We start from the raw sequence: 22651 nt of genomic DNA, 5'->3' as shown, positions 1-22651 counted from the left end.
CCTGATGAAGGACTGCAACGGTTAGGATAGAAGAGATGGAGTATATTTTCATTTCTTAACAGCGCGTGTCGTCGCGGCTGTGGATTGTTCTGTTGTTTGTTATGTCGTTTTTGGGAGGGCTCATTGTCTAAGGAAGATGCCATTGAAATGGAGGGGGTTGTTACCGAATCCCTGCCCAACGCCATGTTCCGAGTGGATCTGGACAACGGCTTCAACGTGCTCGCTCATATCTCCGGCAAAATTCGCCGCAACTACATCAAGATCTTGCCCGGCGACCGGGTCAAGGTGGAGCTGAGCCCCTATGACCTCAACAAAGGGCGCATCACCTACCGCCTTAAGAAAAAGTAGGTTCCCTAGCTAGGCTGCTGAGGATGAAAGAGCTGAGCCAAGTTCTCAAGATCGGGCTCTGGACTACTGTCGGCGGCTTGGGTGCTCTAGCCGTTTTCAACGCTTGGATCTCTTCCCAAACTCAGCCTCTGCAGAGCCTGCTGCCGGGAGAGGAAAGGCATCACTTCTGGCGCGGCCATCGCCTGTTTTACAAGGTCATGGGATCCGGCCAGCCGTTGTTGTTGTTGCACGGCATTGGGGCAGGCTCCTCCAGCTATGAGTTTCGTGCCATTATGGCGGAGCTGGGGCAGCACTATCAAGTCTATGCTCTGGATTTGTTGGGGTGGGGCAACTCAGAACGTCCAGATTTGGAGTACACCGGCAGCCTCTATGCCGAGATGATCGGGGATTTTGTCCAGCAGGTGATCGGGCGACCGTGTCACGTCATTGCCAATTCCCTCTCGGCAGGGTTTGTGCTGCGCTCGGCCCGCCTACAGCCCCACCATTGGCAGAAGCTGCTGCTCATCGCCCCTCTGGGAGACAACAGCCTCATCCCCGATGCCCTCGGGATCCCTTTGGCCCAGATTGCCTATGGATTCCTCAGCCTGCCCGTTTTGGGGTTGGCCTTCTACAACGGCATCACCGCCCCCTGGAGTGTACGCTTGTTTACAGAGCAGAGCTTGTTCTGATACATTTACGCTGAACACTGCTGAACATCACTGTTCAACTATGCAGCGATAGCATTCTGTTTGTTTCCAAACAGAATGGCGGTATCCCGCAAAGCTTTGAGTAGAATACCCAAAGCGCAGTTTCCGTGTCGTCTTACTACCAATTTTCTGCTTTGCTTTGGCTACCATGTTGGCAGACTCGAAAGTAAACAGAAAGATCAACTGGTAGTAATCCGTACTGAACATATTATACATTATTTTCAGTATAGTTGAGCTTATTATTGACTAGAGTCATGCTCCCCCAGCTACGCCCTGGATGATGGGGTGGTGGACTACTATTACCAGGCAGCTCACCAAGCGGGGGCTCAATTTGCCCCCCGTTCTTTTCTCACCGGCAAGCTCAACTTGCCCATCGAAGACGACTTTCGCGTGGTGACCAAGCCCATGGTTCTGGTCTGGGGAGAACAGAACCGCCTCACCGGCCCAGAACAGGCAGAGCGGTATCGCGCTTTGCGCCCGGAGGTGCCGATATACCGGTTGCCAGGGGCTGCTTTTCCGCACATTGAAGCGCCGCAGACCTTTTTGTCGGTGGCTTTGCGCTTCTTGGCCGAAGCCGATCCTGCTCTACCGGGATGACGGACAGGGGATCCCTTTGCCCCTTGGCAGAAAAAAGTGGAAGATTGGCGCAAGAAGCAGCCCTAGCGCCAGGGGTAAGGGCCGTGCTCTCGGTTGACGTGACCATCCCGAGCGCAGAGGGGAGTTGATACAAGCCCGGCAACTCAAGTGGGCTCCCCGGCCTTATCTTCCCAGGGATCACCATCCACAGGAGTGGAGCTGGAAGGAGGAGGGGCAGGCTCAGAAGGAGGGGCCTCTTCTTTGGCATACTCCTGTTCCCAAGCCGGTTGTTCGGGGGCGGGTGCGGGCTCAGGCGGGCGTGGACGCACAGGCTGCGGCTCAGGTTCAGGCTCTTCTTCTGCGTAAACGTCTTCTTCTTCGGCCTCGTATTCCTCGTCGTATTCTTCTTCGTAATCCTCCTCAACGGCGGGACTCTCGACAGCACTGGGCAGGGCAGGAGCCGGGCTAACTCCGGCTTCCCAAGGGGGCTTACCGATTCCCAGGGTTTCCAAAATCCCCTTGGCCAGTTGGGTTAGGCGGGTCTCAGCGCCATCGGCAACAATAAGGCGATCCCCGCCCACAGAGACAATCTCATCGGTGGAGAGCAGATAGGTGCTGAGGATAAAGCCGGGTAAAAAGGTGAGGCCAAGGTTGGAGAGCACCAAGCCCGTGATGATGCCGGAGACGGAGTTGAACTCAAAATCTTTAACTTTGCCAAGGCGGATCCCTTCTTCGGTTACCACCTCGCTGCCAACCACGCGACTCAGGCCCTCCAAATCCAAGTTATCGTCCAAGTTATCGAAAACTTCTTCGCTGGGGACAAGAACTGCATCCTGACCCAACGCTGTTACTTGCCGCAGCTCCATCAAACGGGGGGATCCGGCAAGGGCTTTTTCCAGCACCCCCAGCACCAGAACCTGCTTGGCTTCCAGATCCGCCCAAACTTCGCTGACTACCCCAAGCCGGGCTGCGTTGCCCTGGCTGATCACCTGCGTTCCCAGAACCTGTGACCGCCGACGAACCTCTGATCGCACCAGCGCAACAGATCCTTTCCCAGTCGTCATGATGGTTTCCCCGTCGTAAGTCAAAACGTTCCCGTTGTTGGGCTGCGTGTCTGACACAGTTCGCCAGAATTAAGTAAGTTAATAGTACCACTGCCTGTCTCCTCCCTCGCGGGCTGCCCAGGTGGGATCCCGGCCAATCTGCCTGCTCCAGGCCAGAAACTGCTCTGCCATCGCGCCCAGGGAATAGTGCTCTTCTGCCCGTTGCCGACAGCGGCTCCTGTCGATGTGATCTAGGCGCTCTACAGCCTCTGCCAAAGCTGCCACGTTGTCCGGCTCGACGATCCAGCCGGTTTCTCCATCGCTGACAATTTCCGCGGGCCCACCCCGGCGGTAGGTAATCACCGGCACGCCACAGGCCAAAGCTTCCACCGCCACCAAGCCAAAGGCCTCCACCCACTTGGGGGTCATGATCAAGGCTGAGCATTGCCCCAAGATCCGCTGCATTTGCGGGGTGGGCAAAAACCCTCGGTAATCCAATTGGGCATGCGGGTACTGCTCTTGGATCTGCTGCCAGTAGCCTGGCTCTTGCAGGTGGCCTAGGATCACCACCGGCCTTCCCGTCTTCTCGGCTAGGGCAGCACAGTCTTCCAGGCCCTTTTCGGAGGCAATGCGCCCAATCCAACACAGGGATCCATTCCCTTGGGGCACAAAGTCGTAGAGGCGCAGATCCACCCCGCAGGGCAGATAGACAAAGGGATCCCGACCTGCCGCCATCTCGGCTCGGGCAAAGGCAAAGGTCTGGGCTTGCGCCCGCGAATGCACCGCCAGCCGACCAGGGTAGCGATGGGCAATGTGCTCTAGAGCCTGATCGACGGCATCGCTGAGGGATCCCATGCTGACGATGTGGGCCACCGGGGTGCGGAAAAAATCCGTCAAATAAAACGAGAGCCAATCGTAGCTCCAGTTCACGATTAGATCGAACTGATCTTGCAGGTGGGCAGCCCGCTGCCACAGGTTGGCCAGCAGAGAGGGGGTGTGGATCAGAACCGGCTGATCGCGGCGCTGGGTTTGCGCATAGGCCGGGGGAAGGCCCGCCACCGGCTCGATCACCTCCTCCGGCAACTCCGCCATTCGGGATCCCACAGGGGCCAACACCCGCACTTGGGATCCCATCTGGAGTAAGACACGCGTCAGGTTGGCAAGATTGAGCTCCACACCACCACCGGCCCCGGATCCCAGAGGTCCAACAGGGGTGGAGAGGAACAGATAGCGGTAGGGACGAGCCATAGGGAGAGCCTCGGTAGCTCAGCCCATTGTCTTCTCAATCCGGATACCCGACTCCTTTTGCCTGGCCTCAAAGCCCACAGCCTGCCCAGAACTTTATGAGGCTTTGGCTACAAAAATTTCTCCCTTCTCCACCTTGACCTTGTAGATGGCCAGGTCTGCCTTGGCCGGGCCACGGGTACGGCTGCCATCGGCAGCAAAAGCCGAGCCATGACAGGGGCAGACAAAGTTCTCCCCCCGCCAGTTCACATCACACCCCGCATGGGGACAGGCGGCATCCAAAGCCAGCAGAGAATCTTCTTTTTGCGGATCCCCGACCAGCCAGAGGGTGGCGGTGTTTTTCCCAAAGGCGTTTTCCACCTTGAAGGGGCCATCTTTGAGATCGGCCAGAGTGGCAACTTTCACAAACTCCGGCTCAGAAGCCTTAGAGCCAGAAGCAGTTCCCTGGGCCAGGGCAAAACGGCGCCGGGTAAACCCAGGTAACCAACCCACCAACGAGCCAAAACCGAGAGCCAGCCAGCGAAGAAAACCACGACGATTGTTGTACATGGCTATGTGTCCTTGGAGGTGTGCGAAATGTAGGTCATGAGCCAGCAAAAGACCGGCCCCTTCAGAAGGGATCCCCGTACAAATGCTGCCCTTAACATTTTGTTACACCGGAACAGTTTCGGCCAGGGCCAAGCCGCACTTTTTCCGGCTAGAGTACGCAGTAGCCCTCTTCGTTGCTTGAGTACCGGGGATGGGCTCTTGCACTGCTGGAGCTTAGGATCGAGAGGTAAACAGCTCAGCAACCGCGCAGGCAAAGCCGGGCAACAGGGGAGAAGACAACGCATCCTGAGCCAACAGCGTTTCTACCAAGACCAACTGGGCCTGTTGTCTGCGATACACCCCTACTCTCTGAGCCAGCCGATCGACGATCCAGTACTCTTGCACCCCATGCACAGAGTAGAGTTTCCGTTTTGCCAAGCGGTCTCGATCCTTATGAACTTTTCCAGGTGATAGGACTTCAACCACCAGCTCAGGGGCACCCCGAAAATGTCCTGCTTCATCTTGAATCTGTGATAGCCGCTCATAACTAACCCAAACAACATCGGGAGACACATTATCAAATTCGGAAAAGAGGATCCCTGGCATGATTGAGGGTTCTCCCAATCCTGTTTCTAGCGACCACCGATGCAGTGCGGAGAACAAACACCCGATAATGTGCTGATGTTTGTGATGAGGAGAGCGAGTCACCAGCAGTTCTCCGTCGATGATCTCGTAGCGGATCCATTCATTCTCTGGAAGAGCCTCGATATCCCGAGTGGTCCAGCGTACTTCTGTAGCAGTCATTAGCTATCCCTATAGCAATAAATGGTGCTATGCCCAGGGCACCCTGCTGCTGTACCTACGACACTGGGCCGACAACTGCAACGCTGTCGCAACAGCGGGAACCGCACTTGGCGTAGCCAAATCTTAGCCCAGGATCCCGTTCACAGAAGCGAGACGGAGTCCTTCCTCTCTAACCACGACGGCTCAATGGATAGAGGTTCTCTAGAGCTGGACTATTGGCTGCGCTATCGTGTGGGGCTAGTTGGGATAGATGCGCAAGCGGCGGTTGGGCTCTTCGCCAAAGCTTTGGGCCCGCAGGTGGTAATGTTCCACCAACTGGTGTTGGAGCTTGCGGATCAGAGGCGAACGGGGCAAAAGTTCCACCGGCTGAGACTTGGGAATGACAATTTGCTCCACCGCCAGGCGGGCTTCTTCCAGAGCTTCGGTTTCATCGCCTGAGCTGGCGCGAATGAACAGCTCCAGGTCGGAATCGGATCCATCTTCGCTTTCGATGTTGAGGATGTGGCGCAGGGCGCGGGCCAGGGCAATCAGAGTATTGGCCTTAACGGTGTGAATCGGGATCTGGCGGGAGTGGGCCATCTGCTGGATCTTGGAACGGCTGCGCACCTGGGATCGCAAGGCCAAGACAATGTCCGCCCCATCCAGGTCTTTGGTGACATCCGCCGGCAGTTTCAGGGTTTGGATCACCTGCTCCAGGTAGAAGCGGCTCACTCCGTAGGGGTAGATCATCAGCGGCCCATCCGGATTCTGCTGCCGTCCTGTCGGGGCTAGGGCGGATCCCTCCCAGTCCAAATCTTCTTCTTCGTCAGAGCCGGATTCCGCTTTGGATTCGGCCACCACCTGAGGGGCAGGACGGGATCCCGCTGGCGTTAGCGGGACGGAGTCCTCTCGCCTCTCCAGGAGCAAACCCGATTCTCCTTGCTGCTGCGAGCGACTTTCAAGCGGCTCTGAAGGCAGAGCTTCCATCCGTCCAGAGCGTTGCCATCCTCCCCGCTCCCGTGCTGCGGAGATTGTGCTGCCGGCGGGGGGCCATTGGGGGCCAGATAGGGCCGGGCGCTCATTCGTGACTATCACCACCTGGCCGCGTTCGTCTAAACTGCGGGTTTGGGTCAGCGGCTCGCGGTTGCGCAAGAGACGATCCACAGTGGCGGCCACATCTTCGTGGATGACCCAGCGGGATCGCTCCAGCATCTCTATGGCAATCTCAAACGTAGGGGGAGCTTTGCGCTCCAACACACTCTTTTGAGAGCCGCGCCGCCGCGCCTCTTCATCTCCCAGGGTGACGGATTGGATCCCGCCTACCAAGTCGGAGAGGGTGGGATTTTTGATCAGGTTGTCGATGCGGTTGCCATGGGCGGTGGCCACCAGTTGTACCCCCCGCTCGGCAATGGTACGAGAGGCCAAAGCTTCCAGTTCAGTGCCGATCTCGTCGATAACTACCACTTCGGGCATGTGGTTTTCCACTGCCTCAATCATCACCTTGTGCTGCAGCTCTGGGCTGGCCACCTGCATCCGTCTGGCCCGGCCAATGCCCGGGTGGGGCACATCGCCATCGCCGGCAATCTCGTTGGAAGTGTCGATAATAACCACTCGTTTGCCCAGCTCATCCGCCAGCACACGGGCAATCTCCCGCAAGGCCGTGGTTTTGCCCACCCCTGGTCGGCCCAGCAACAGCATGGAGCGCCCCTGTTCCACCAAGTCGCGGATCATGCTGATCACGCCGATAACGCAGCGACCCACCCGACAGGTAAGGCCAATGATTGTGCCTTGGCGGTTGCGAATGGCACTGATCCGGTGCAGGGTAGAGGCAATGCCTGCGCGGTTGTCACTGCTGAACTCTCCAACCCGGCTGATCACCTGATCCAAGTCGGCCCGGGTGATCACGTCCTCGGAGAGGTAATCGGCAAAGCCGGGGAAGCGGGCTTCGGGACGGCGGCCCAAATCCAGCACCACCTCCACCAATCGATCCAGGTGAGGATGCTGTTCTAGGCGCTCGCGAATTGGAGCCGGCAGGATATCCAAAAGCTTGCTCAGGTCGTCGCTGTATTGAACCTGGCCGGGAAAGCCGGTACGTTCACGTAAGCGGTGCGGAGCACTTTCCGGATCCATCGACGGACTTGGGGTTGAGGGCTGTACGGGGAAACTCATGGCTGAGCAACGTCGTTAAACGCAGGAAAAACAGGTTTGCCTAAAAGCAACGGATCGCCGCTTTACTTGCTGCACCAACTGCTTTGCCAACGGGATCCCTGCCACCAATCCAGGATTCCATCCTGACTCCGATGAGCTGTGAGCTGGCTCTTCCAGATAGGCTGACACCAACTGTCGCGCATAGCTGCCGAAGGCCACCCCCGCCACCGGCCACCGGGGATCCAACAGCGGCACCGTTTGGGCGTTGGTTCCTCCTGCCAATTGCACATAGCCGGGCAGGCCCATGTTCAGCACCTTCTCGGCCAACTTTAGGGCAGCTTTGCCGGTGCCAGCTCCAATATCGCCACTCATAGGCCGGCCATCCACCTGCCAGATCAACACTTCCGGCAAGGGATCCATAAGAGCCAGCAAATCCCTCAAGTAAGCCTCTAGGCCCGGGCCATCGTTAAAGCTAATTGAGATTGCCTGGAGCTGAGGTAGCCAGGGCTTCAGGGATCCCCACAATTGCTCGAATGACCTCTGGCGACCAATGCAGGTGTGAATCTCCACCGCTTGAATGCCCAGCTCGACCAAAGGCGGCAAAACTTCTGACAAAGCGACCTGGTAGCCGAAGGTGGCAATGCGCCGGTGGGGGCAAACCGGCTCACAGCGCCCACAGCCGTAGCACAGCTCTGTCTGGATGTGGACTTGAGCAGGAAGGGCTGCCTGTGTCAAGGCATGGGGAGGACAGACTGCCAAACAAGGCTGAGGACAGTCGGCAGGACAGACGGGAGCCGTCAGCACCGCCTTGCGGAAATGGACGTCTTCGCCGTCATTGACGCTGACCATCAACCAAGGGAACCCCGCCTGGGGATCTTCGGCTTGTGCCCGTTGGATCCCTTCTTGAGCGGCCCGCACTATGGCCGGATCGGCAGCAACATCAATGCAATCTGCCCCGGCCAGCGTGTAAAGGAAAGCCAGCTCCCGAACCGAGGGCAAGTGGTGGAAACTTGCGCCGCAGATCAGCTTAAACCAGGTACCCTGTTGCAGCGAGGCGGTTGGCAAGGTCACAGGCACAAGAAGCCGCTAGCAGGATGGGAATCTGAGCCGCAGGCCATCTATTTGAGATGGTAGCAAAGAAATTTCGAGGATCCTGAAGAGAGGCTCAGGCGCTCTGCAGAGGTTGCCAACGAATTGACCGTTCTCGGCCCAGTTCCACCACAAACTTCACTCCCTTGTCTTCCCGACTCAGCTTCACCAGGTAGGAGAGTTCCTGTTGGCTGAACACATGCCCTTCGTAAAACCAGAACACCAACCCCTTAGCTTTTGGGGGCAAGGTGGCCCGATACTGCTCGATCAACGCGGGAAAGAAATAGGTGCGCCGCTCCGATTTGCCCAGCGTGGCAGGCCGTACCCCATGAATGCGCGTCAAATAGCTGGCCAGATCCCCGATTCCCTTACTGGAGAGGGTGACCACCTCATACCCGGCTCCGCGCAGCCGCCGCAGGTAGTGCCCTTCGGATCCCCCCTCTGGGGTTACAAAGATGGCCAAAGCCCCAGATTGCTCCAGTTGCTGCACAAACTTTGCACCTGAGCCGACCAGCAGCATAGGAAGAACTCCATGACTCGTCTAGGGTTGGACAAGCAGCCCACCTGCGCTCATTGTAACGGGATGGCGCCTGAAGCTGGGGATAGAAGCTGCCAATGGAACCCATAGAATACTGGCTATCTCCCTGTTTTGCAGAAGGGAGCGTAAAGAAGGGTTAAGATACGGGTAACCTGCTTGCAGGTCTCAACCCACAGGTGGCGGACAAAGGCGGATGGATCCCCCTAGTAGGGATGGCCTCCCCGCCACTTACACAGCGACAACAGATGAACCTCATCATGCGACGACGCGAGCTGTTGACCTTGGCGGTGGCCGGGTTGATTACAGCACCACTCAGCTTAGCAGGAGAGCAAAGAGCAATGGCCCAACAGACTTATCCCTTCACCAAAACCGACGCCGAGTGGCGGCAACTGCTCACCGAAGAGCAATACTATGTGCTGCGCCAAGAGGGCACTGAGCCCCCCTTCCGCAACGCTTACTACGACAACAAGGCCCCAGGTATCTATGTCTGTGCCGGCTGTGGGCAGGAGCTGTTTTCCTCAGCGGCCAAGTACGACAGTGGCACCGGTTGGCCCAGCTTTTGGGAGCCGATTGCTCCCCATGTGATCGGCACCAAGACGGACTGGAAATTGTTTGTGCCCCGCACGGAAGTCCACTGCTCTAACTGCGGTGGGCATCTGGGGCATGTGTTTCGGGATGGCCCCCCACCCACGGGTTTGCGCTACTGCATCAATTCTGCTGCCCTCAAGTTCATCCCAGCCACCACTTAGAAATCCTCTTGGCTCCAGCTAAAACTGAGCCGCCTGTCTGGGTGAGCCTATGTCGGACTACACGTTCCTGGATGCTGCTTCGATTCTGCTGCGGGAGGGCCTGGAAGCTCTCTTGGTGCTGGTGGCACTGCTGGCCCTTATGAGCAAGAGCGGGCAATCGGCTCAGAAGCGCTGGGTGTGGATAGGGGGATCCGCGGGCTTGCTGGCAGCGGTGATGCTCGGTCTGCTGGTGAAGCTGTTTTTCCAGCAGATGCTCACCCACACGCGACAAGAGGTGCTGGAAGGGATCACCGGGCTGGTGGCAGCAGGTTTGTTGTTCTCGGTCAGCCTTTGGTTGCACCGCCGGGCTGCAGTGGCTTCTTGGCAAACCTTTGTGCGGGAACAGGCGCAGGCGGCACTGGCCACGGGTCAGGTTTTTTCCTTGGCTTTTCTGGCCTTTGTGGCGGTGTTTCGCGAGGGGGCGGAAACGGTGCTGTTTTATGTGGGGTTGGCCCCTTCCCTCTCGGCAAAAGATTTTTGGGCGGGGATCGGCCTGGGATCCCTGGTGTTGGTGGCACTGGCGATCTTGCTGCTGCAGGTGGGGCTGAAATTGCCGCTGGGAGTTTTTTTCCGGGGTCTAAGTCTGCTGATTTTCTACTTGGGCTTTAAGTTTTTGGGCAGTGGCTTGCACGCTCTACAGGTGGCGGACTGGCTGCCCATCACTCCTCTTGTTGGGATCCCAAAGCTGCGCTGGCTGGGCATATATCCCACTTGGCAGACGCTGCTCCCCCAACTGGTGCTGCTGGGAATAGCTTTCGCCTTGTGGGTGAGGCAATGGCTGCGGGCTGATTCTGCTCAGAGGCTTTCTTCGTGAAAAACGCTCTCCACCGGCACTGGGGATCCCACAAGCCATAAGTTTGATGAATCCCTGTCCTGGTTTTGATGGATGGCAATGATGCAGGTCACAATTTCATAGTCGTTTCAGGTTGGGACAAGGCGACCGAGGTACTGGGAAAAGCCTTCTGGCCCTGTGCATCTAACGTTTTAAGTGCGGGTGCAGTGTCCTGGTTTGAATCAAAATGACCCTAAAAAGAAAGCGCTCTGTACGTCGCGCCTGAAACCGCACCCAGTCAAGCCTTCCAGTCCAAGAAAGCAAAGCCTACCGGCAGGGATCCGGCAGGCCGCTGGATTTTGTCGGAGATCCCCAGTAGGAAACCCTGTCGATCGCTACGGAATCGACAGAGAGCATCCACTCTGTGGGGTTCCCGAGAATCAGGTATCGTAGACCCGGCATTCAACAGCATCTGGGTTTTCGGCGCAGTGCTGCTCTAGGCTGCTGGGAGTCCTCGGCTGGTGGCTGCGAGCTGCCAGCACTTCTTCAACTGCGTCCCAGGCCGCACGGCAGTGGGGATCCCCTTCGCCGTACTCAGAGCAGACGTTGCGAGCATTTTCCAGCTCTTTGGCGATCACTTCAGACAGTCCCATGTTCTCAAGCTCCTTTAGACTAGATGGGGCCGGTGGCCCGCTGATGTAACCGGCTGACGCAAATCTGCAGGGATCCAGCGTAATCCCGGATCAACAAGTAGAAACCAGCCGATCCAGACGGGGAATAAGTTCAGGATAATGACCTTGTGCCAACCGAATTGATCAACCGGATACATTACCCATTCTAAACAGTGACGGCAGGGGGGTGCAGCTGCGCTTTCGCGATCTCTTTGGGATCAGGATGCGCAGGGATCCCTCAGGCCCCAAACAGTTGTTCAATCCGTTGCCGCACCTGCTCTGGGGATCCCTGTTGACGCACTTGACCTTCCGAGAGCAAAATCGCCCCATCTGCCCATTCCAGTTCCGCCAGCCGATGGGTTACCCAGAGGGCGGTGATGCCTTCTTGATCCACCAGTTGCCGGATGCACCGCAGCAAATCCGCCTGGCTGTCGGGATCCAACAGGGCTGTCGGCTCGTCCAAAAGCAGCACCTCGCTGCGCCGGGCCAAAGCCCCTGCCACTGCCACTCGTTGCTTCTGTCCGCCGCTGAGGCCGTGGATGGGCCGACGGATCAGGTGCTTTAATCCGACTTGCTCCAAGGCTGTTTCCACCCGCTGGTGAATTTCCGCCAAGGTCAGAGCCTCTGCTCCCAAGCCAAAGGCCACATCGGCTCCCACCGTGGGCATGAACAGTTGGTGATCCGGGTTTTGAAACACATAGCCCAGCCGACCGCGAATCTCCAGGTGGCCCGAAAGGGGCTGGGGATGGGTCAGGGATCCGGACAACAGTTGCAACAAAGTGGACTTGCCGCTGCCATTGGGCCCCAAGACCATCCACAACTGGCCCTTGGGAATGACAAAACTGCACGCCTGCAAAACCGGCGGACGTTCCGGCCAAGCAAAGGTTAGGCTCTCCACCCGAATGGCCACCTCAGACATGGGGATCCCTTAGCGGCAGAGAGAAAAGGGCTGTCCTCAGCTTTGCAACTGGGCCAAAAAACCGGGACGGGTTCCCATGGGGCTGGCGCTGCTCGACTTAGAAGTCATTTGCACGCCACACAACTCACCGGTGAGCAGAAACACCTTTTTGCCGGTGCGGTCGCAGGTCAGCTCCAAACTCTGAGGGGATCCACTCTGCAGAGCATTGACGATGCTTTGGTAGGCCCGGTTGGCCGCTTCTTCCTCTTTTTGGTGGACAACGATGGGGGCAGGGTTCCCTTTCAGGAGCAGTTCCAGAGTGTACATGGCTGACCGTTGCGTAGTGGGCCGTGGGACAAAAGAGAGGCACCCAGAGGACGCCGTTGGCGACAGCAGGACGAAGTCCTTTTCCAGTATCGCAGGTTGGGCCAGGGTACCGGCAGGCTCAACAAATGACGGGGGAGTTTCTCTCGCCAGATTAGGCCAGGCCGGTGCCGAGAAAAGGCAGCAGGCTAATCAGCAACAGGCCCAACGTGGCCAGGGATCCCGCCAAGAAGGAGAGGGATCGCCCAATGGGAATATCGGCAATGTAGAAAAAGTTGTAGAGCAGCCGCGCCAGCAGAAACACCCCACACAGCACAGCTACCCCTTCATCTCCGCTGAGGCCAAAATACCAGGGATCCGAGTGAGGGCCGGTGATGTAGGCGATCAACGCTGCTGCCGCAAACATCCCAAAGGTCTCAAACCCGTTGGCGTGGGCCCAGGTGGCCCGTTGCCCGTAGGGAGGTAGCCTATCAAACATAGCCCGAGGAGCATGCAGGTCGTAGCCAACGCGGGCACGGGCATAGCCCACCACCCCCATGGGCAGATAGACCAAGAGCATGGCTGCCGCAATAGAGAACAGGGGGATAGCTGCGAGAGGAAGGCTTGGCAACATAAGGCAAAAGGACGGTGCAAGATAACAGGGGAGAGGAAGGAGCCCAGCTCGGGCAGGAGCTATTGCCGGGAAAACCAACACCAGAACCATTATCTACCGGGCTGGCCAGCCGGGCAGAAGCCTGATTTGGTGATTGATGCTTGGGTCAGGAGATCTTGCGGATTTGCCGGCGGCGCTCCTCATATTCAGCGCGGGTGATCAAGCCCTGTTTCAACAGGCTTTCCAACTGCTGTTCGGGATCCCGGGCTTCTCGCCCTTCCACACTGGTCCATTCCAGCTCGATCAACTCTCGGTTGAATCGAAAATCGAAATCGGCATTGCTCATGGTCAGGATCCACAGCCCTTCCAGCAAACAAAGGGCGCGTACCCCGTAGCTGAGGATCTGCAGCGGGATGGAAGGAACGAACACCATCAGCCCCGCCACCAAGTAGCCCCAGCCCCAGCGTTGGTGCCCCATATAGAAGCGCTGCAACCCTGGGATCAGCACCCCCAGCATCGCCAGCCAACCGGCCACCTCTCGGACCAACCGCCGACGTTCCTGCGGGGGCATATCAGGGCCCCTGCTCTCGGCCATAGACTGCACCAGCTAGATGTGCCATTAAGCTAGCTCAGTTTTGGCCGCACAGGGCTCAGGAACTTGGATCCAACCTCAGAAGATTTTTGAGCAGCATCCCGCCGCCTATACTTGATGGGGGCGGTTCGGGGAAGGAACATGGCAGAGCGGGAGCTATCGGTAGCGATCTTGGCAGCGGGCAAAGGTACCCGGATGCGATCACGGCTGCCCAAGGTGCTGCACAAGCTGGGATCTCTGTCTTTGATCGAGCGGCTGCTGCGCACGGTGCTGACGTTAAAGCCCCACCGCTGTCTGGTGATTGTGGGTTATGAACAGGAGCAGGTGCGCCAAGCCCTGCGGGAGTACCCGGTTGAATTTGTGGAGCAGGCCCAGCAATTGGGCACCGGACACGCCGTTCAACAGCTGTTGCCCGTCCTGGGCGGTTTTCAGGGGGATCTGCTGGTGATCAACGGGGATGTGCCCCTGCTGCGGGCAGAAACCCTGCAAGCTCTGGTGGAGCGCCACCGCCAGATGAACCCAGAGGTAACCTTGCTCTCGGCTCAGGTGGCGGATCCCTATGGCTATGGGCGGGTATTTTGCGATGCCCAACAGCGGGTGCTGGAACTGGTGGAAGAGCGAGACTGCACCCCGGCCCAACGGCAAAATCGCCGCATCAACAGTGGGGTGTATTGTTTCCACTGGCCGGCTCTGGCCCAGGTTTTGCCCCATCTCAACAGCAACAACGCACAGCAGGAGTACTACCTAACAGATGCCGTCAAGCGGGTGGGCAAAGCCATCGCTCTGGATGTTGCCGATCCGCAAGAAATTGTGGGCATCAACGACCGCCGCCAACTGGCCCAGGCGTACCAGATTTTGCAGGATCGCCTCAAGGAAGCCTGGATGGAAGCCGGGGTCACCTTTGTGGATCCCGACAGCAGCAGCCTCGAGGAAACGGTGGAATTGGCCCCCGATGTGGTGATCGAGCCCCAAACCCATCTGCGAGGGGTGTGCCGCATTGGGCCGGGAACCCGCCTGGGGCCGGGCAGTTGGATCGAGTCCAGCGAGATTGGATCTGGGTGTCACATTCTCTACTCGGTGGTCAGCCACAGCCGCATCGGCAACCACGTCTGGATAGGCCCCTACGCCCACGTGCGCCCCCACAGCCAGATTGGGGATCACTGCCGCATCGGCAACTTTGTGGAAACCAAAAATACCCAGATCGGATCCCACAGCAATGCCGCCCACTTGGCCTACCTGGGAGATGCCAAGCTGGGATCCCAGGTCAACATCGGCGCGGGCACCATCATCGCCAACTACGACGGCCAGCAAAAGCACTCTACCGAAATTGGGGATCGCAGCAAAACAGGCGCCAACTCGGTTCTGGTGGCTCCTTTGCAGGTGGGATCCAATGTCACCATTGCTGCCGGCTCCACCATTCCTGCCCGCTACCCCCTGCCGGATGACTGCTTGGTGATCGCTCGCTCCCGCCCGGTGGTCAAGCCCGGCTGGCGACTTGGGATCCGCTCTTCCCGCCCCCAGGAGCCCCAGCCCATGCCACCGGGATCCCTCAAGATTTATCCCTTGCGCCTCTTCCCCGGCCAAGATCTCAAGCAGGAACTAGAGCGATTGGCCCGGCAGCAGCCCTTGCAAGCGGGGTTTGTCCTCAGCGCTGTCGGCAGCCTCAGCCAAGCCATCCTGCGCCTGGCCGACCAAATGGGGGATCACCTGCTGTCGGAACGCCTGGAGATCCTGGCCCTGAGTGGATCCCTGTGCCCTGACGGAGTCCATCTCCATCTCACCGTTGCCGATGCCCGAGGCCAAACCTGGGGGGGACACCTGCGCCCCGGCTGCCTCATCTACACCACCGCCGAAATTGTCCTCGCCGACAGCCCGGAGTATCGCTTCTCCCGTCAACCGGATCCGGCCACCGGCTACCTGGAGTTGCACATCCAACCCGTGGCAGGGGATCCCTGCTGGCCGTCCCCACCCCCCCAACCCCAGCAAAACCAGCAGACAAAACCAGAGGCTGACAACAGCAGGCCGAAAAGCTTACAGTAGTCAACATGAGTTACCTAAAGCTAAAGGGGGCTTGTGAGCGCCAAGCCGAAAGCTTCACGGAACTCATGGACGCTTTGCGGTGTGGCGGGCATATTACTGGGTTTTCGGACGCAACTCATTCTTAACCGCAAGCAAACAACTCTAGCCGCCCAACACGCTGGGGTAGCCCGCCACGCCTATAACTGGGGCTTAGAAGTCTGTCGGCAAGCCCTGGAGAACCAGCAAAAACTTCCCACCGCCATTGACCTGCACAAGCGCCTATTGGCCGAGGCGAAGAAAGAACATCGCTGGTACTACCAGGTCTCCAAATGCGCCCCTCAGCAGGCATTACGCAACTTGGAGCAAGCCCTTAAGCGCTGGCGGGGTGGGTTGGGGAAGTTTCCCCGCTTCAAACGCAAGGGAGTGCGAGACAGCTTTTACCTGGAAGGGAGTATTCGCACTTCTGGCAACCGCATCAAGGTACCTATCTTCGGTTGGCTGCGCTGCGCAGAGCTGCTCCCGGTGACCACACCCAAGAACGTGGTTGTTAGCTTGAGAGCATGACTCTAGTCAATAATAAGCTCAACTATACTGAAAATAATGTATAATATGTTCAGTACGGATTACTACCAGTTGATCTTTCTGTTTACTTTCGAGTCTGCCAACATGGTAGCCAAAGCAAAGCAGAAAATTGGTAGTAAGACGACACGGAAACTGCGCTTTGGGTATTCTACTCAAAGCTTTGCGGGATACCGCCATTCTGGTTGGAAACAAACAGAATGCTATCGCTGCATAGTTGAACAGTGATGTTCAGCAGTGTTCAGCGTAAATGTATCAGCCGGACATTGGTACATCTCCTTCAAGTACGAAGCTCCAACACCCCAGGTGGAGAAGACCGGAGAGGTGGTGGGAGTGGATTTGGGTATCCATCACCTGGCCACCTGCTCCGGCGGGGAAGTGTTTCCCAATCCCAAGCCCTACCGCAAGGCCCAGCGGCGTTTGGTCAGGCTGCAACGGCGGCTGAGCCGTAAGCAGAAAGGCTCTGCCAACCGCAAGAAGGCGGTGGTGCAGTTGGGCAAAGCTCACAAGCGGGTGGCAGACATAAGGACTCCGTCCCGCTTACGCGATCGGCAAGACAATCTGCACAAGCTGACGACTTACCTGGCCAAGAGATACCGAGTGGTGGTGATAGAGGACTTGCAGGTGAGGAACCTGCTCCAGAACCGCAAACTGGCGGGATCCCTGTCAGACTGTGGGTTCTACGAGCTGAGGACTCCGTCCCGCTATCGCGAACGGCGACAGCTAGAGTACAAGGCCCGGCTCTACGGCTGTCAGGTGGTGGTGGCGGATAAGTTTTATCCGTCCAGCCAACTGTGTTCACGGTGTGGCCACAAACAGAAGATGCCACTCAGCGAGCGGGTATTTCGCTGCCCGTGTTGTGGTCTGGGGATAGACCGCGACCGCAATGCAGCGCTGAACCTGGTGCGGTGGTATTTTGAGTGCTACTTAAAGCGCTCAACTACCCCAAGCTCTGGGGAAAGAGACGCCTGTGGAGATTCCTCTGGCGGGGTGGTAAGCCTGAAGCTTACTACCAGTCACGAGTCGTGGAAGCAGGAAGAAAGCAGAGACGCGACAGGCACTGAACACTCTGGAAGTGTTTGTTAGCGTTTCGTAGGTCTTTCGGAGCGGTCATCAGTACCCCGTTGAGCAGCCAGAAATTGTTAAGCTTAACGCACGGATGGCAGTATCCGGCCATGCCCCGAGTGACAACTGCTGACGAGCTGCTGACAGAATATGCCTCTGGCGAGCGCAACTTTCAAGAATCCAACCTGGTGGGGGTGGACTTGGTGCGCTCCAACTTGCAAGGGGTGAATCTGAGAGGGGCCAACCTCTCCTTTGGCAAGCTGAGTGGCATTAACCTGCAGGAAGCCGATTTGCGCGGCGCCGATCTCAGCTCGGCCAACTTGATGGGGGCCAACCTCCGCGGGGCCAATCTTTGGGAAGCCAACTTGATCGGCGCGGATCTCAGCTTTGCCGACTTGCGGGAAGCCAACTTGCACGGTGCCTACCTTTGGGAAGCCAAGCTAACCCGTGCACAACTGCAGGGATCCGATCTAAGCGGGGCAAAAATCGGCGGAGCAGTGCTGACCGGCGCTGACCTCAGCGGAGCCACCCTACCCGACGGGAGTGTGCGGGCTTGAGCCACCCCCCTAGCAGACAAGGCAGAATGGAACTGTTGCGACGGGATCCCTGATGTTGCTGCTGTTCAACTTGGTCTTGACACTGCTGCTGGCTTTGGGAGTGGCAGTCCTGGCCGGGCAAAACCCCACCACCCTGACCGTACATTTCTTAATGTGGCGCTCGGTGGAGCTGCCTTTGGGATTTCTCATCGCCGCGGCTGTCGGCTTGGGCCTGTTGACGGTGGGGCTGGGCTCTCTCCTCTGGCCTGGGCGCAGCTTTTCTGCCACCGCCCGCCAATTACAAGAGCGGGTGCGCCAACTGGAAATGCAGGATCAACCGCCCCAATGACGGCCAATTCCCAAAGGGATCCCTCTGCTTTCTGGCTTTGGCTCAACGGCTTCGATCCCGCCGTTGACTTGCTGGACGATTTTGTCGGTGGCCCTGAGGAAAGCGTGCCGAAATAGCTCGCCGACTGAGACTGGGCGTAAGCTGAGAAAGGATCCCTTCGCCGTCTGCTTGATCAGTGCGTATCTCCAACCGTAACCATGGCTTATTTCCAACCTACTTCCCCGGATAGCTCTCCCCAAGACCCACGGGCCCTGCGCAAAGCCCTGCGCGGATCCAGCACCTACTTTGCCAAGGGATTTGAAGAACACAAGGATCAGGCTCAACTGGAGCTGCAAACCACCTACAAAAGCCCCCTTGTGGAGCAAATCCGTGCCCAGTCCTACCGCTATCAGCGGGGCGACATTACCATTCACCTGGCCAGGGCCTTTGGCTTTTGCTGGGGCGTGGAACGGGCGGTGGAATATGCTTATGAAGCGCGGCGACGCTTTCCGGATCGGCAACTGTGGATCACCAACGAGATCATCCACAACCCTCTGGTAAACCAGCATCTGAAGGAGATGGGGATCCGCTTTGTGGAGAAAGGCCCGGACGGCAAGAAGGACTTTTCTCAGATCCGGCCCCAAGATGTGGTGATCTGGCCTGCTTTTGGGGCGAGTGCCTCGGAAATGGCGTTTTTCCGGTCGCAGGGCAATGAGATCGTCGATACCACCTGCCCCTGGGTTTCCCGCGTGTGGAACCAAGTGGACAAGCACCGCGCGGCCCAATTTACCTCTGTCATCCACGGCAAGTACAACCACGAGGAAACCGTAGCCACCAGCTCCTTTGCCGAAAAATATCTGGTGGTGCTGAACCTGGAAGAAGCGGAATGGGTCGCCCGCTACATTTTGCAGGGCGGAGATGCGGCAGAATTTCGGCGGCGCTTCGGCAAGGCCACTTCCCCCGGTTTTGATCCGGATCGCGATCTGGAGCGGATCGGCATTGCCAACCAAACCACCATGCTAGAGGGGGAGACCCGCGCCATTGCCAAGCTCTTTGAGACCACCATGCTGCGCAAATATGGCCCCCAGGAGTTAGACAACCACTTCATGAGCTTTAACACCATCTGCAATGCCACCCAAGAGCGGCAGGACGCCATGTTCGAGCTGCTGGAGCAACCTTTGGATGTGGTGGTGGTGATCGGGGGGTTTAATTCCTCGAATACCACCCACTTGCAGGAAATTGCCCTGGCCAAGGGCTTGCCTTCCTTCCACATCGATGGCCCCGACTGCATCCAACCCAACAACCGCATCCGTCACAAGCCCCTTCACCAAGACCCGACAGTTACCGAAGGGTGGCTACCCGATGGGCCGGTGCAAATCGGCATTACCTCCGGTGCCTCTACCCCAGACCGCGTTGTCGAGGAGGTGATTCAACGCATCTTCGCCCTGCGTGAAGAACCCCGGCGGATCCCTGCCTAGGGATCCCTTCCCTCTCCCTCTTGAGCGTGCTCAACACCCTTTTTCAGGTTTATCCTCCCTTGCTGGGCTGGACGCTGCTGGGGTTTGCACTCCAGAAGGGGCTGCCCGGCGGCTGGAATCGTTGGCTGGATCCCCACGCCTTGGGGCGATTCATGTTTTGGGTGGGAGTGCCCCTCAGCATTGTTGGGTTTATGCAGGGAGTGGATCTGTCGGGCCAAATCTGGGTTGCTCCCCTGATCTGCTGGCTGTCGGTGGGGCTGGGGTTTGCCTTGACCAGCGCTTGGCTGTGGTGGCAGCGCCACAACTGTTGGAGCAGTGCCCAGCAGGGCAGCTTTCACCTAACCGCCACCCTGGGGAACACCGGGTATTTGGGCTATCCCATCTGTCTGGCTGTGGCCGGAAGGGCTTACTTTGGCTGGGCCCTGTTCTATGATCTGCTGGGCACCCTGTTCATGGCCTACGGGTTTGGCGTGTGGGTGGCCAGCCGCCACGGCAGTTCCCATGCCCAACCTTGGCAGGTGGGCCTCCACATTTTGCGCACCCCTGCTCTTTGGTCTTTTGCTATGGGCCTACTGCTGACCCGCGAACCCCTGCCGGGTTGGCTCTCTCAAGGGTTGGCGGCTTTTGCCTGGAGCATGATCCCGCTCAGCTTGATGATCCTGGGGATGCGGCTGGCCCAGGTGAAGCGCTGGGGATCCTTTCTTGCCGCCGGAGTGGCCCTCTTGATCAAGATTGTGATCGTGCCGCTCTTGGTGGGAATCGGCCTTGCCTTCACCCCCTACCCGCCTCTGGCCAAGCTGGTGCTGGTCCTGCAGAGTGGTATGCCCCCCGCCATCGCCACCCTGGTGCTCACGGAAGAATACGACTTGGATCGGGAAATTACCGTAACTGCCTTGGCCGTCGGGTACTTAGCCGCCTTGCTGACCTTGCCCCTCTGGCTGGGACTCTGGGGATCCTAATAGGCCAGGTGAGACAAGGTTTGCTCGAGGTAGCTATGCACCAGTTGATCCAGCTCTGCTTCCTGAGTGGGCAACTCCCGGGCTTCCTGAGTGGGCAACTCCCGGCCCTGGAGCCATCCCCGAAAACCCGAGCTTTCCACAATGGCCTGCCGCAATGGCTTCCAAACTGCTTGCGTGCGCAGTGCTGTATCGGAGCTGAGAGCAGGACTGATCATGAGAAGAAGGTGAGTAGGAGTGATTCACCCTCAGAATAGCTTGGATCTCAGTTGACTTTGGCTCTCTAGGATACAAATCTCCCCTCTATGCTGAGCAAGCCTTCTCTCAGTCGCTCAAGCCAAAAAATCCTCAATATAGTCATTCCAAACTAGATTGAGACACTCCCCAGGCGTTCCGCGCTGCTTCCGCGGCCACCCCCAGACCTTCTCCCAGAGGGACAGAAATGTTTCATTCCTGTTTAAAATGACCATACATCCCATCAACTCGAGCAAGAGGCCCAGGGATCCCTAAACGAACAATTGGCTGCGCTGCTCGACCCGCAAAGTTGGCCCCAAGGCATTGAGAAGAGAGACGCCGTAGCTGCGGGCAATGATGCGGCTATCCAAAATGGCCACCCATCGGGTGGATGAGCTGGAATCTTCTCCCGAATCAGAGCTTTGCCGCAGAGGCGCAACAGCCCGTTGCAACTGGGCAGCAGCCACCGGCAAAAGGTACTGACGGAACCAGTCCTGCTGGGTGCGTTGCAGATATTGCACCCGTCCGGCCACCCTTGGGTCTTCCACAGAAGGGAAAGGCAAAGTGGCGATCACCATCAGCTCAGGGCGCGGCAAGCCGGCCTTGTGGTGCAGCCAGTAGGGCCAGTCGCAGACCAAAATGCCCTTTTCGCCCGGAAAAGGGCTGTTTACCCGCACCCGCGAGCCGAATTCGGCAGCCAAAGCCGCCCCCACCTGTGCCTGCAGAGGTTGATCCGACACCAACACCACCACGAAGCCCTGCGCCTGAGGGATCAGCTTTTTCAGCTCTTGCAGCAGGTGATCCTGAAATAGAGGGCTGTTGGGCAAGGGCAGGCGCGGCAAGTAAAGGGAAAGCTCCGCCCCGCCAGAACGTGGCCAACCCTCGCCTGAGGCAAACCGCAGCGGCGTCAGATCCGGCAAGCCCAACCGTCGCCGATAGGTTTCCGCCTGGCGATCCAGATCCAGCGCTTCCCCAATAATCACCACCGGCTGTGTGGCCCAAATGGGGGCCAACCAATCCTGCAGAGCCGCCGGGCTGTGGTGAAGGGTGAGGCGACCGGTTTCTCGGTCGGTTTCGGCCCACCAAATCCATTTGGAGACGGGATCCCCCTCAGAGCTGAGCCGCCGGCGGATTTGATCCCAGGGATCCGGCAGCCAGCCGGGGTAGCCTGTCACCAAAGACAGCACAGCATCCAGGTGAACCTGTTCATCCGCATGAAGCAGACAGCGGGAAAGAGGCCGCCGCAAAAGCTGCAGGGACAAATTGACCTGAACCTGGGAGAGCTGCTCCGCCTCGGCAGGGAAGATTTGCCGGAGCTGTTGCCAATGGCTGGCTTCCAGGGTCACCGTTAGCGCCTGGTAGGCCCAATCTTCCAGGTCTTCGGCTCCATCCAGGATCAAAGGGATCCCTGTCGGCACTTGCGAGGATCCCTTTCTCAAGCGAGCTTGCAGCCAATCCAGGGGATCCACCAACAGCAACCCCTGGAAATCGGGATCCGGCCAACGGTCTTTTTGCAGGACAGGCTTATGCAACTGCAGGGTGTGCTGTAGCCAGGGGATCTCTTCCCCCAAAATTTGCGCCTGCACAGGAGCTGTAGCGCAGAGCAAGGTGGGGTTGGGCCACATCAGGGCCGGCAGCAGATAACTGAGGCGGTGCTGACCCCCAGCAGGCACCTGGATCAAGGTGCTGCGACCCAACCGCAACCCTCGCGCCACCATGCGAGCCATCGTCAACTGGTGGGGCCACAGGGCTTCGGGAGACTGCCGCAAAAGCTGCCGCAACTGTTGGTGGACTTCAACCTCAATCACAGTTCAGTACGCCGGGGGTCTGCCACA

At 58.2% G+C, this 22651-nt stretch carries 26 protein-coding genes and 2 pseudogenes; 14 read left to right on the top strand and 14 right to left on the bottom strand.

Going from position 1 to position 22651, the window contains the following annotated elements; translation table 11 throughout:
* The first annotated feature begins 123 nt into the window (after positions 1–123).
* From infA to ACVWXZ_RS04420, 3 genes are all read left to right on the top strand, one after another.
* A complete protein-coding gene (infA, locus tag ACVWXZ_RS04430) occupies positions 124–348 on the top strand; it encodes a translation initiation factor IF-1 (protein WP_011434173.1) in 225 nt (74 codons plus the stop codon).
* Between the two features lie 23 nt (positions 349–371).
* Positions 372–1016: an alpha/beta fold hydrolase gene (locus ACVWXZ_RS04425; protein WP_457402999.1), complete on the top strand. Its 645-nt coding sequence runs from the start codon at positions 372–374 to the stop codon at positions 1014–1016.
* 306 nt (positions 1017–1322) lie between these two features.
* The gene (locus ACVWXZ_RS04420; protein ID WP_457403000.1) at positions 1323–1631 is read left to right on the top strand and encodes an alpha/beta fold hydrolase; all 309 of its coding nucleotides are present in this window, start codon (positions 1323–1325) and stop codon (positions 1629–1631) included.
* Positions 1632–1774: 143 nt separating this feature from the next.
* On the opposite strand, the gene ACVWXZ_RS04415 is transcribed toward ACVWXZ_RS04420, so the two are convergent.
* The 7 genes from ACVWXZ_RS04415 to ndhN all read right to left on the bottom strand — a co-directional run bounded on the left by ACVWXZ_RS04415 (position 1775) and on the right by ndhN (position 8966).
* Positions 1775–2644 (bottom strand): PRC-barrel domain-containing protein, encoded by an 870-nt coding sequence (locus ACVWXZ_RS04415; RefSeq protein ID WP_457403001.1) that lies wholly within the window; start codon positions 2642–2644, stop codon positions 1775–1777.
* Between the two features lie 108 nt (positions 2645–2752).
* Entirely contained in the window at positions 2753–3901 is a 1149-nt protein-coding gene (locus ACVWXZ_RS04410; protein WP_414384084.1) for a glycosyltransferase, read from the bottom strand.
* Positions 3902–3994: 93 nt separating this feature from the next.
* A complete protein-coding gene (locus ACVWXZ_RS04405) occupies positions 3995–4447 on the bottom strand; it encodes a QcrA and Rieske domain-containing protein (RefSeq protein WP_414330183.1) in 453 nt (150 codons plus the stop codon).
* A gap of 213 nt (positions 4448–4660) precedes the next feature.
* A complete protein-coding gene (locus ACVWXZ_RS04400; protein ID WP_457403002.1) occupies positions 4661–5230 on the bottom strand; it encodes a Uma2 family endonuclease in 570 nt (189 codons plus the stop codon).
* A 237-nt stretch (positions 5231–5467) separates the two neighbouring features.
* Positions 5468–7339, bottom strand: coding sequence for a R3H domain-containing nucleic acid-binding protein (locus ACVWXZ_RS04395; protein WP_457403056.1), 1872 nt, complete (start codon positions 7337–7339; stop codon positions 5468–5470).
* A gap of 54 nt (positions 7340–7393) precedes the next feature.
* Positions 7394–8434 carry a Light dependent period protein LdpA domain-containing protein gene (locus ACVWXZ_RS04390; protein WP_457403003.1) on the bottom strand — a complete coding sequence of 347 codons (1041 nt, stop codon included), beginning with the start codon at positions 8432–8434 and terminating at the stop codon, positions 7394–7396.
* Positions 8435–8522: 88 nt separating this feature from the next.
* Complete coding sequence (gene ndhN, locus ACVWXZ_RS04385; protein ID WP_414344253.1) at positions 8523–8966, bottom strand: NAD(P)H-quinone oxidoreductase subunit N; 444 nt, start codon at positions 8964–8966, stop codon at positions 8523–8525.
* Positions 8967–9241: 275 nt separating this feature from the next.
* On the opposite strand from ndhN, the gene msrB reads away from it, so the two are divergent.
* Positions 9242–9733 (top strand): peptide-methionine (R)-S-oxide reductase MsrB, encoded by a 492-nt coding sequence (gene msrB / locus ACVWXZ_RS04380; protein ID WP_414384090.1) that lies wholly within the window; start codon positions 9242–9244, stop codon positions 9731–9733.
* Positions 9734–9782: 49 nt separating this feature from the next.
* Complete coding sequence (locus ACVWXZ_RS04375; RefSeq protein ID WP_457482205.1) at positions 9783–10586, top strand: FTR1 family iron permease; 804 nt, start codon at positions 9783–9785, stop codon at positions 10584–10586.
* A gap of 398 nt (positions 10587–10984) precedes the next feature.
* Here ACVWXZ_RS04375 and ACVWXZ_RS04370 read toward each other — a convergent pair whose 3' ends face one another.
* The 5 genes from ACVWXZ_RS04370 to ACVWXZ_RS04350 all read right to left on the bottom strand — a co-directional run bounded on the left by ACVWXZ_RS04370 (position 10985) and on the right by ACVWXZ_RS04350 (position 13624).
* Entirely contained in the window at positions 10985–11197 is a 213-nt protein-coding gene (locus ACVWXZ_RS04370) for a CP12 domain-containing protein (RefSeq protein ID WP_011434185.1), read from the bottom strand.
* Between the two features lie 256 nt (positions 11198–11453).
* Positions 11454–12134: an energy-coupling factor ABC transporter ATP-binding protein gene (locus tag ACVWXZ_RS04365; RefSeq protein WP_457482204.1), complete on the bottom strand. Its 681-nt coding sequence runs from the start codon at positions 12132–12134 to the stop codon at positions 11454–11456.
* 36 nt (positions 12135–12170) lie between these two features.
* Entirely contained in the window at positions 12171–12440 is a 270-nt protein-coding gene (locus ACVWXZ_RS04360) for a hypothetical protein (protein ID WP_457403006.1), read from the bottom strand.
* 151 nt (positions 12441–12591) lie between these two features.
* Positions 12592–13050, bottom strand: a complete 459-nt coding sequence (locus ACVWXZ_RS04355; RefSeq protein ID WP_414344246.1) for an MAPEG family protein — start codon at positions 13048–13050, stop codon at positions 12592–12594.
* 145 nt (positions 13051–13195) lie between these two features.
* Positions 13196–13624, bottom strand: coding sequence for an SHOCT domain-containing protein (locus ACVWXZ_RS04350; protein ID WP_414344244.1), 429 nt, complete (start codon positions 13622–13624; stop codon positions 13196–13198).
* A gap of 138 nt (positions 13625–13762) precedes the next feature.
* Between ACVWXZ_RS04350 and glmU the strand changes: the two are divergent.
* The 9 genes and pseudogenes from glmU to ACVWXZ_RS04305 form a co-directional block, all read left to right on the top strand.
* Positions 13763–15115: pseudogene (gene glmU / locus ACVWXZ_RS04345) on the top strand (bifunctional UDP-N-acetylglucosamine diphosphorylase/glucosamine-1-phosphate N-acetyltransferase GlmU); the annotation flags it as partial.
* Positions 15116–15154: 39 nt separating this feature from the next.
* Positions 15155–15661 carry a PPC domain-containing DNA-binding protein gene (locus ACVWXZ_RS04340; RefSeq protein ID WP_414355965.1) on the top strand — a complete coding sequence of 169 codons (507 nt, stop codon included), beginning with the start codon at positions 15155–15157 and terminating at the stop codon, positions 15659–15661.
* An 81-nt stretch (positions 15662–15742) separates the two neighbouring features.
* On the top strand, positions 15743–16204 hold the full coding sequence (locus ACVWXZ_RS04335; protein ID WP_457403007.1) for an RNA-guided endonuclease InsQ/TnpB family protein: 462 nt from the start codon (positions 15743–15745) through the stop codon (positions 16202–16204).
* 48 nt (positions 16205–16252) lie between these two features.
* Positions 16253–16436 (top strand): annotated as a pseudogene (locus ACVWXZ_RS04330) (hypothetical protein); the annotation flags it as partial.
* A gap of 20 nt (positions 16437–16456) precedes the next feature.
* Positions 16457–17305 (top strand): RNA-guided endonuclease InsQ/TnpB family protein, encoded by an 849-nt coding sequence (locus ACVWXZ_RS04325; RefSeq protein WP_457482203.1) that lies wholly within the window; start codon positions 16457–16459, stop codon positions 17303–17305.
* Positions 17306–17394: 89 nt separating this feature from the next.
* Positions 17395–17841 (top strand): pentapeptide repeat-containing protein, encoded by a 447-nt coding sequence (locus ACVWXZ_RS04320; protein ID WP_414328976.1) that lies wholly within the window; start codon positions 17395–17397, stop codon positions 17839–17841.
* Between the two features lie 52 nt (positions 17842–17893).
* Entirely contained in the window at positions 17894–18169 is a 276-nt protein-coding gene (locus ACVWXZ_RS04315; protein ID WP_011434193.1) for a lipopolysaccharide assembly protein LapA domain-containing protein, read from the top strand.
* Positions 18170–18366: 197 nt separating this feature from the next.
* Positions 18367–19626 carry a 4-hydroxy-3-methylbut-2-enyl diphosphate reductase gene (locus ACVWXZ_RS04310; RefSeq protein WP_414388748.1) on the top strand — a complete coding sequence of 420 codons (1260 nt, stop codon included), beginning with the start codon at positions 18367–18369 and terminating at the stop codon, positions 19624–19626.
* Positions 19627–19652: 26 nt separating this feature from the next.
* Positions 19653–20585, top strand: a complete 933-nt coding sequence (locus tag ACVWXZ_RS04305; RefSeq protein ID WP_414328971.1) for an AEC family transporter — start codon at positions 19653–19655, stop codon at positions 20583–20585.
* Here ACVWXZ_RS04305 and ACVWXZ_RS04300 read toward each other — a convergent pair.
* Together ACVWXZ_RS04300 and ACVWXZ_RS04295 are read right to left on the bottom strand one after the other, a co-directional pair.
* Entirely contained in the window at positions 20582–20800 is a 219-nt protein-coding gene (locus ACVWXZ_RS04300) for a hypothetical protein (RefSeq protein WP_457482202.1), read from the bottom strand. The two genes, ACVWXZ_RS04305 and ACVWXZ_RS04300, sit on opposite strands and share 4 nt — an antisense overlap.
* A 288-nt stretch (positions 20801–21088) precedes the next feature.
* The gene (locus ACVWXZ_RS04295; RefSeq protein WP_457395202.1) at positions 21089–22624 is read right to left on the bottom strand and encodes a hypothetical protein; all 1536 of its coding nucleotides are present in this window, start codon (positions 22622–22624) and stop codon (positions 21089–21091) included.
* Positions 22625–22651 lie beyond the last annotated feature (27 nt).

The organism is Thermostichus sp. MS-CIW-38 (assembly GCF_054058415.1).
Note: the sequence above shows the minus strand (reverse complement) of the source record. Positions and strands in the feature narration are given on the sequence as shown.

What these genes read in the sequence shown, in the direction of transcription:
- ACVWXZ_RS04425 (WP_457402999.1), top strand. Translation starts at nt 372, where the DNA reads ATGAAAGAGCTGAGCCAAGTTCTCAAGATCGGGCTCTGGACTACTGTC.
- ACVWXZ_RS04410 (WP_414384084.1), bottom strand. Translation starts at nt 3,901, where the DNA reads ATGGCTCGTCCCTACCGCTATCTGTTCCTCTCCACCCCTGTTGGACCT.
- ACVWXZ_RS04405 (WP_414330183.1), bottom strand. Translation starts at nt 4,447, where the DNA reads ATGTACAACAATCGTCGTGGTTTTCTTCGCTGGCTGGCTCTCGGTTTT.
- ACVWXZ_RS04400 (WP_457403002.1), bottom strand. Translation starts at nt 5,230, where the DNA reads ATGACTGCTACAGAAGTACGCTGGACCACTCGGGATATCGAGGCTCTT.
- ACVWXZ_RS04395 (WP_457403056.1), bottom strand. Translation starts at nt 7,339, where the DNA reads ATGGATCCGGAAAGTGCTCCGCACCGCTTACGTGAACGTACCGGCTTT.
- ndhN (WP_414344253.1), bottom strand. Translation starts at nt 8,966, where the DNA reads ATGCTGCTGGTCGGCTCAGGTGCAAAGTTTGTGCAGCAACTGGAGCAA.
- msrB (WP_414384090.1), top strand. Translation starts at nt 9,242, where the DNA reads ATGCGACGACGCGAGCTGTTGACCTTGGCGGTGGCCGGGTTGATTACA.
- ACVWXZ_RS04375 (WP_457482205.1), top strand. Translation starts at nt 9,783, where the DNA reads ATGTCGGACTACACGTTCCTGGATGCTGCTTCGATTCTGCTGCGGGAG.
- ACVWXZ_RS04370 (WP_011434185.1), bottom strand. Translation starts at nt 11,197, where the DNA reads ATGGGACTGTCTGAAGTGATCGCCAAAGAGCTGGAAAATGCTCGCAAC.
- ACVWXZ_RS04365 (WP_457482204.1), bottom strand. Translation starts at nt 12,134, where the DNA reads ATGTCTGAGGTGGCCATTCGGGTGGAGAGCCTAACCTTTGCTTGGCCG.
- ACVWXZ_RS04360 (WP_457403006.1), bottom strand. Translation starts at nt 12,440, where the DNA reads ATGTACACTCTGGAACTGCTCCTGAAAGGGAACCCTGCCCCCATCGTT.
- ACVWXZ_RS04355 (WP_414344246.1), bottom strand. Translation starts at nt 13,050, where the DNA reads ATGTTGCCAAGCCTTCCTCTCGCAGCTATCCCCCTGTTCTCTATTGCG.
- ACVWXZ_RS04350 (WP_414344244.1), bottom strand. Translation starts at nt 13,624, where the DNA reads ATGGCCGAGAGCAGGGGCCCTGATATGCCCCCGCAGGAACGTCGGCGG.
- ACVWXZ_RS04340 (WP_414355965.1), top strand. Translation starts at nt 15,155, where the DNA reads ATGCCACCGGGATCCCTCAAGATTTATCCCTTGCGCCTCTTCCCCGGC.
- ACVWXZ_RS04320 (WP_414328976.1), top strand. Translation starts at nt 17,395, where the DNA reads ATGCCCCGAGTGACAACTGCTGACGAGCTGCTGACAGAATATGCCTCT.
- ACVWXZ_RS04315 (WP_011434193.1), top strand. Translation starts at nt 17,894, where the DNA reads ATGTTGCTGCTGTTCAACTTGGTCTTGACACTGCTGCTGGCTTTGGGA.
- ACVWXZ_RS04310 (WP_414388748.1), top strand. Translation starts at nt 18,367, where the DNA reads ATGGCTTATTTCCAACCTACTTCCCCGGATAGCTCTCCCCAAGACCCA.
- ACVWXZ_RS04300 (WP_457482202.1), bottom strand. Translation starts at nt 20,800, where the DNA reads ATGATCAGTCCTGCTCTCAGCTCCGATACAGCACTGCGCACGCAAGCA.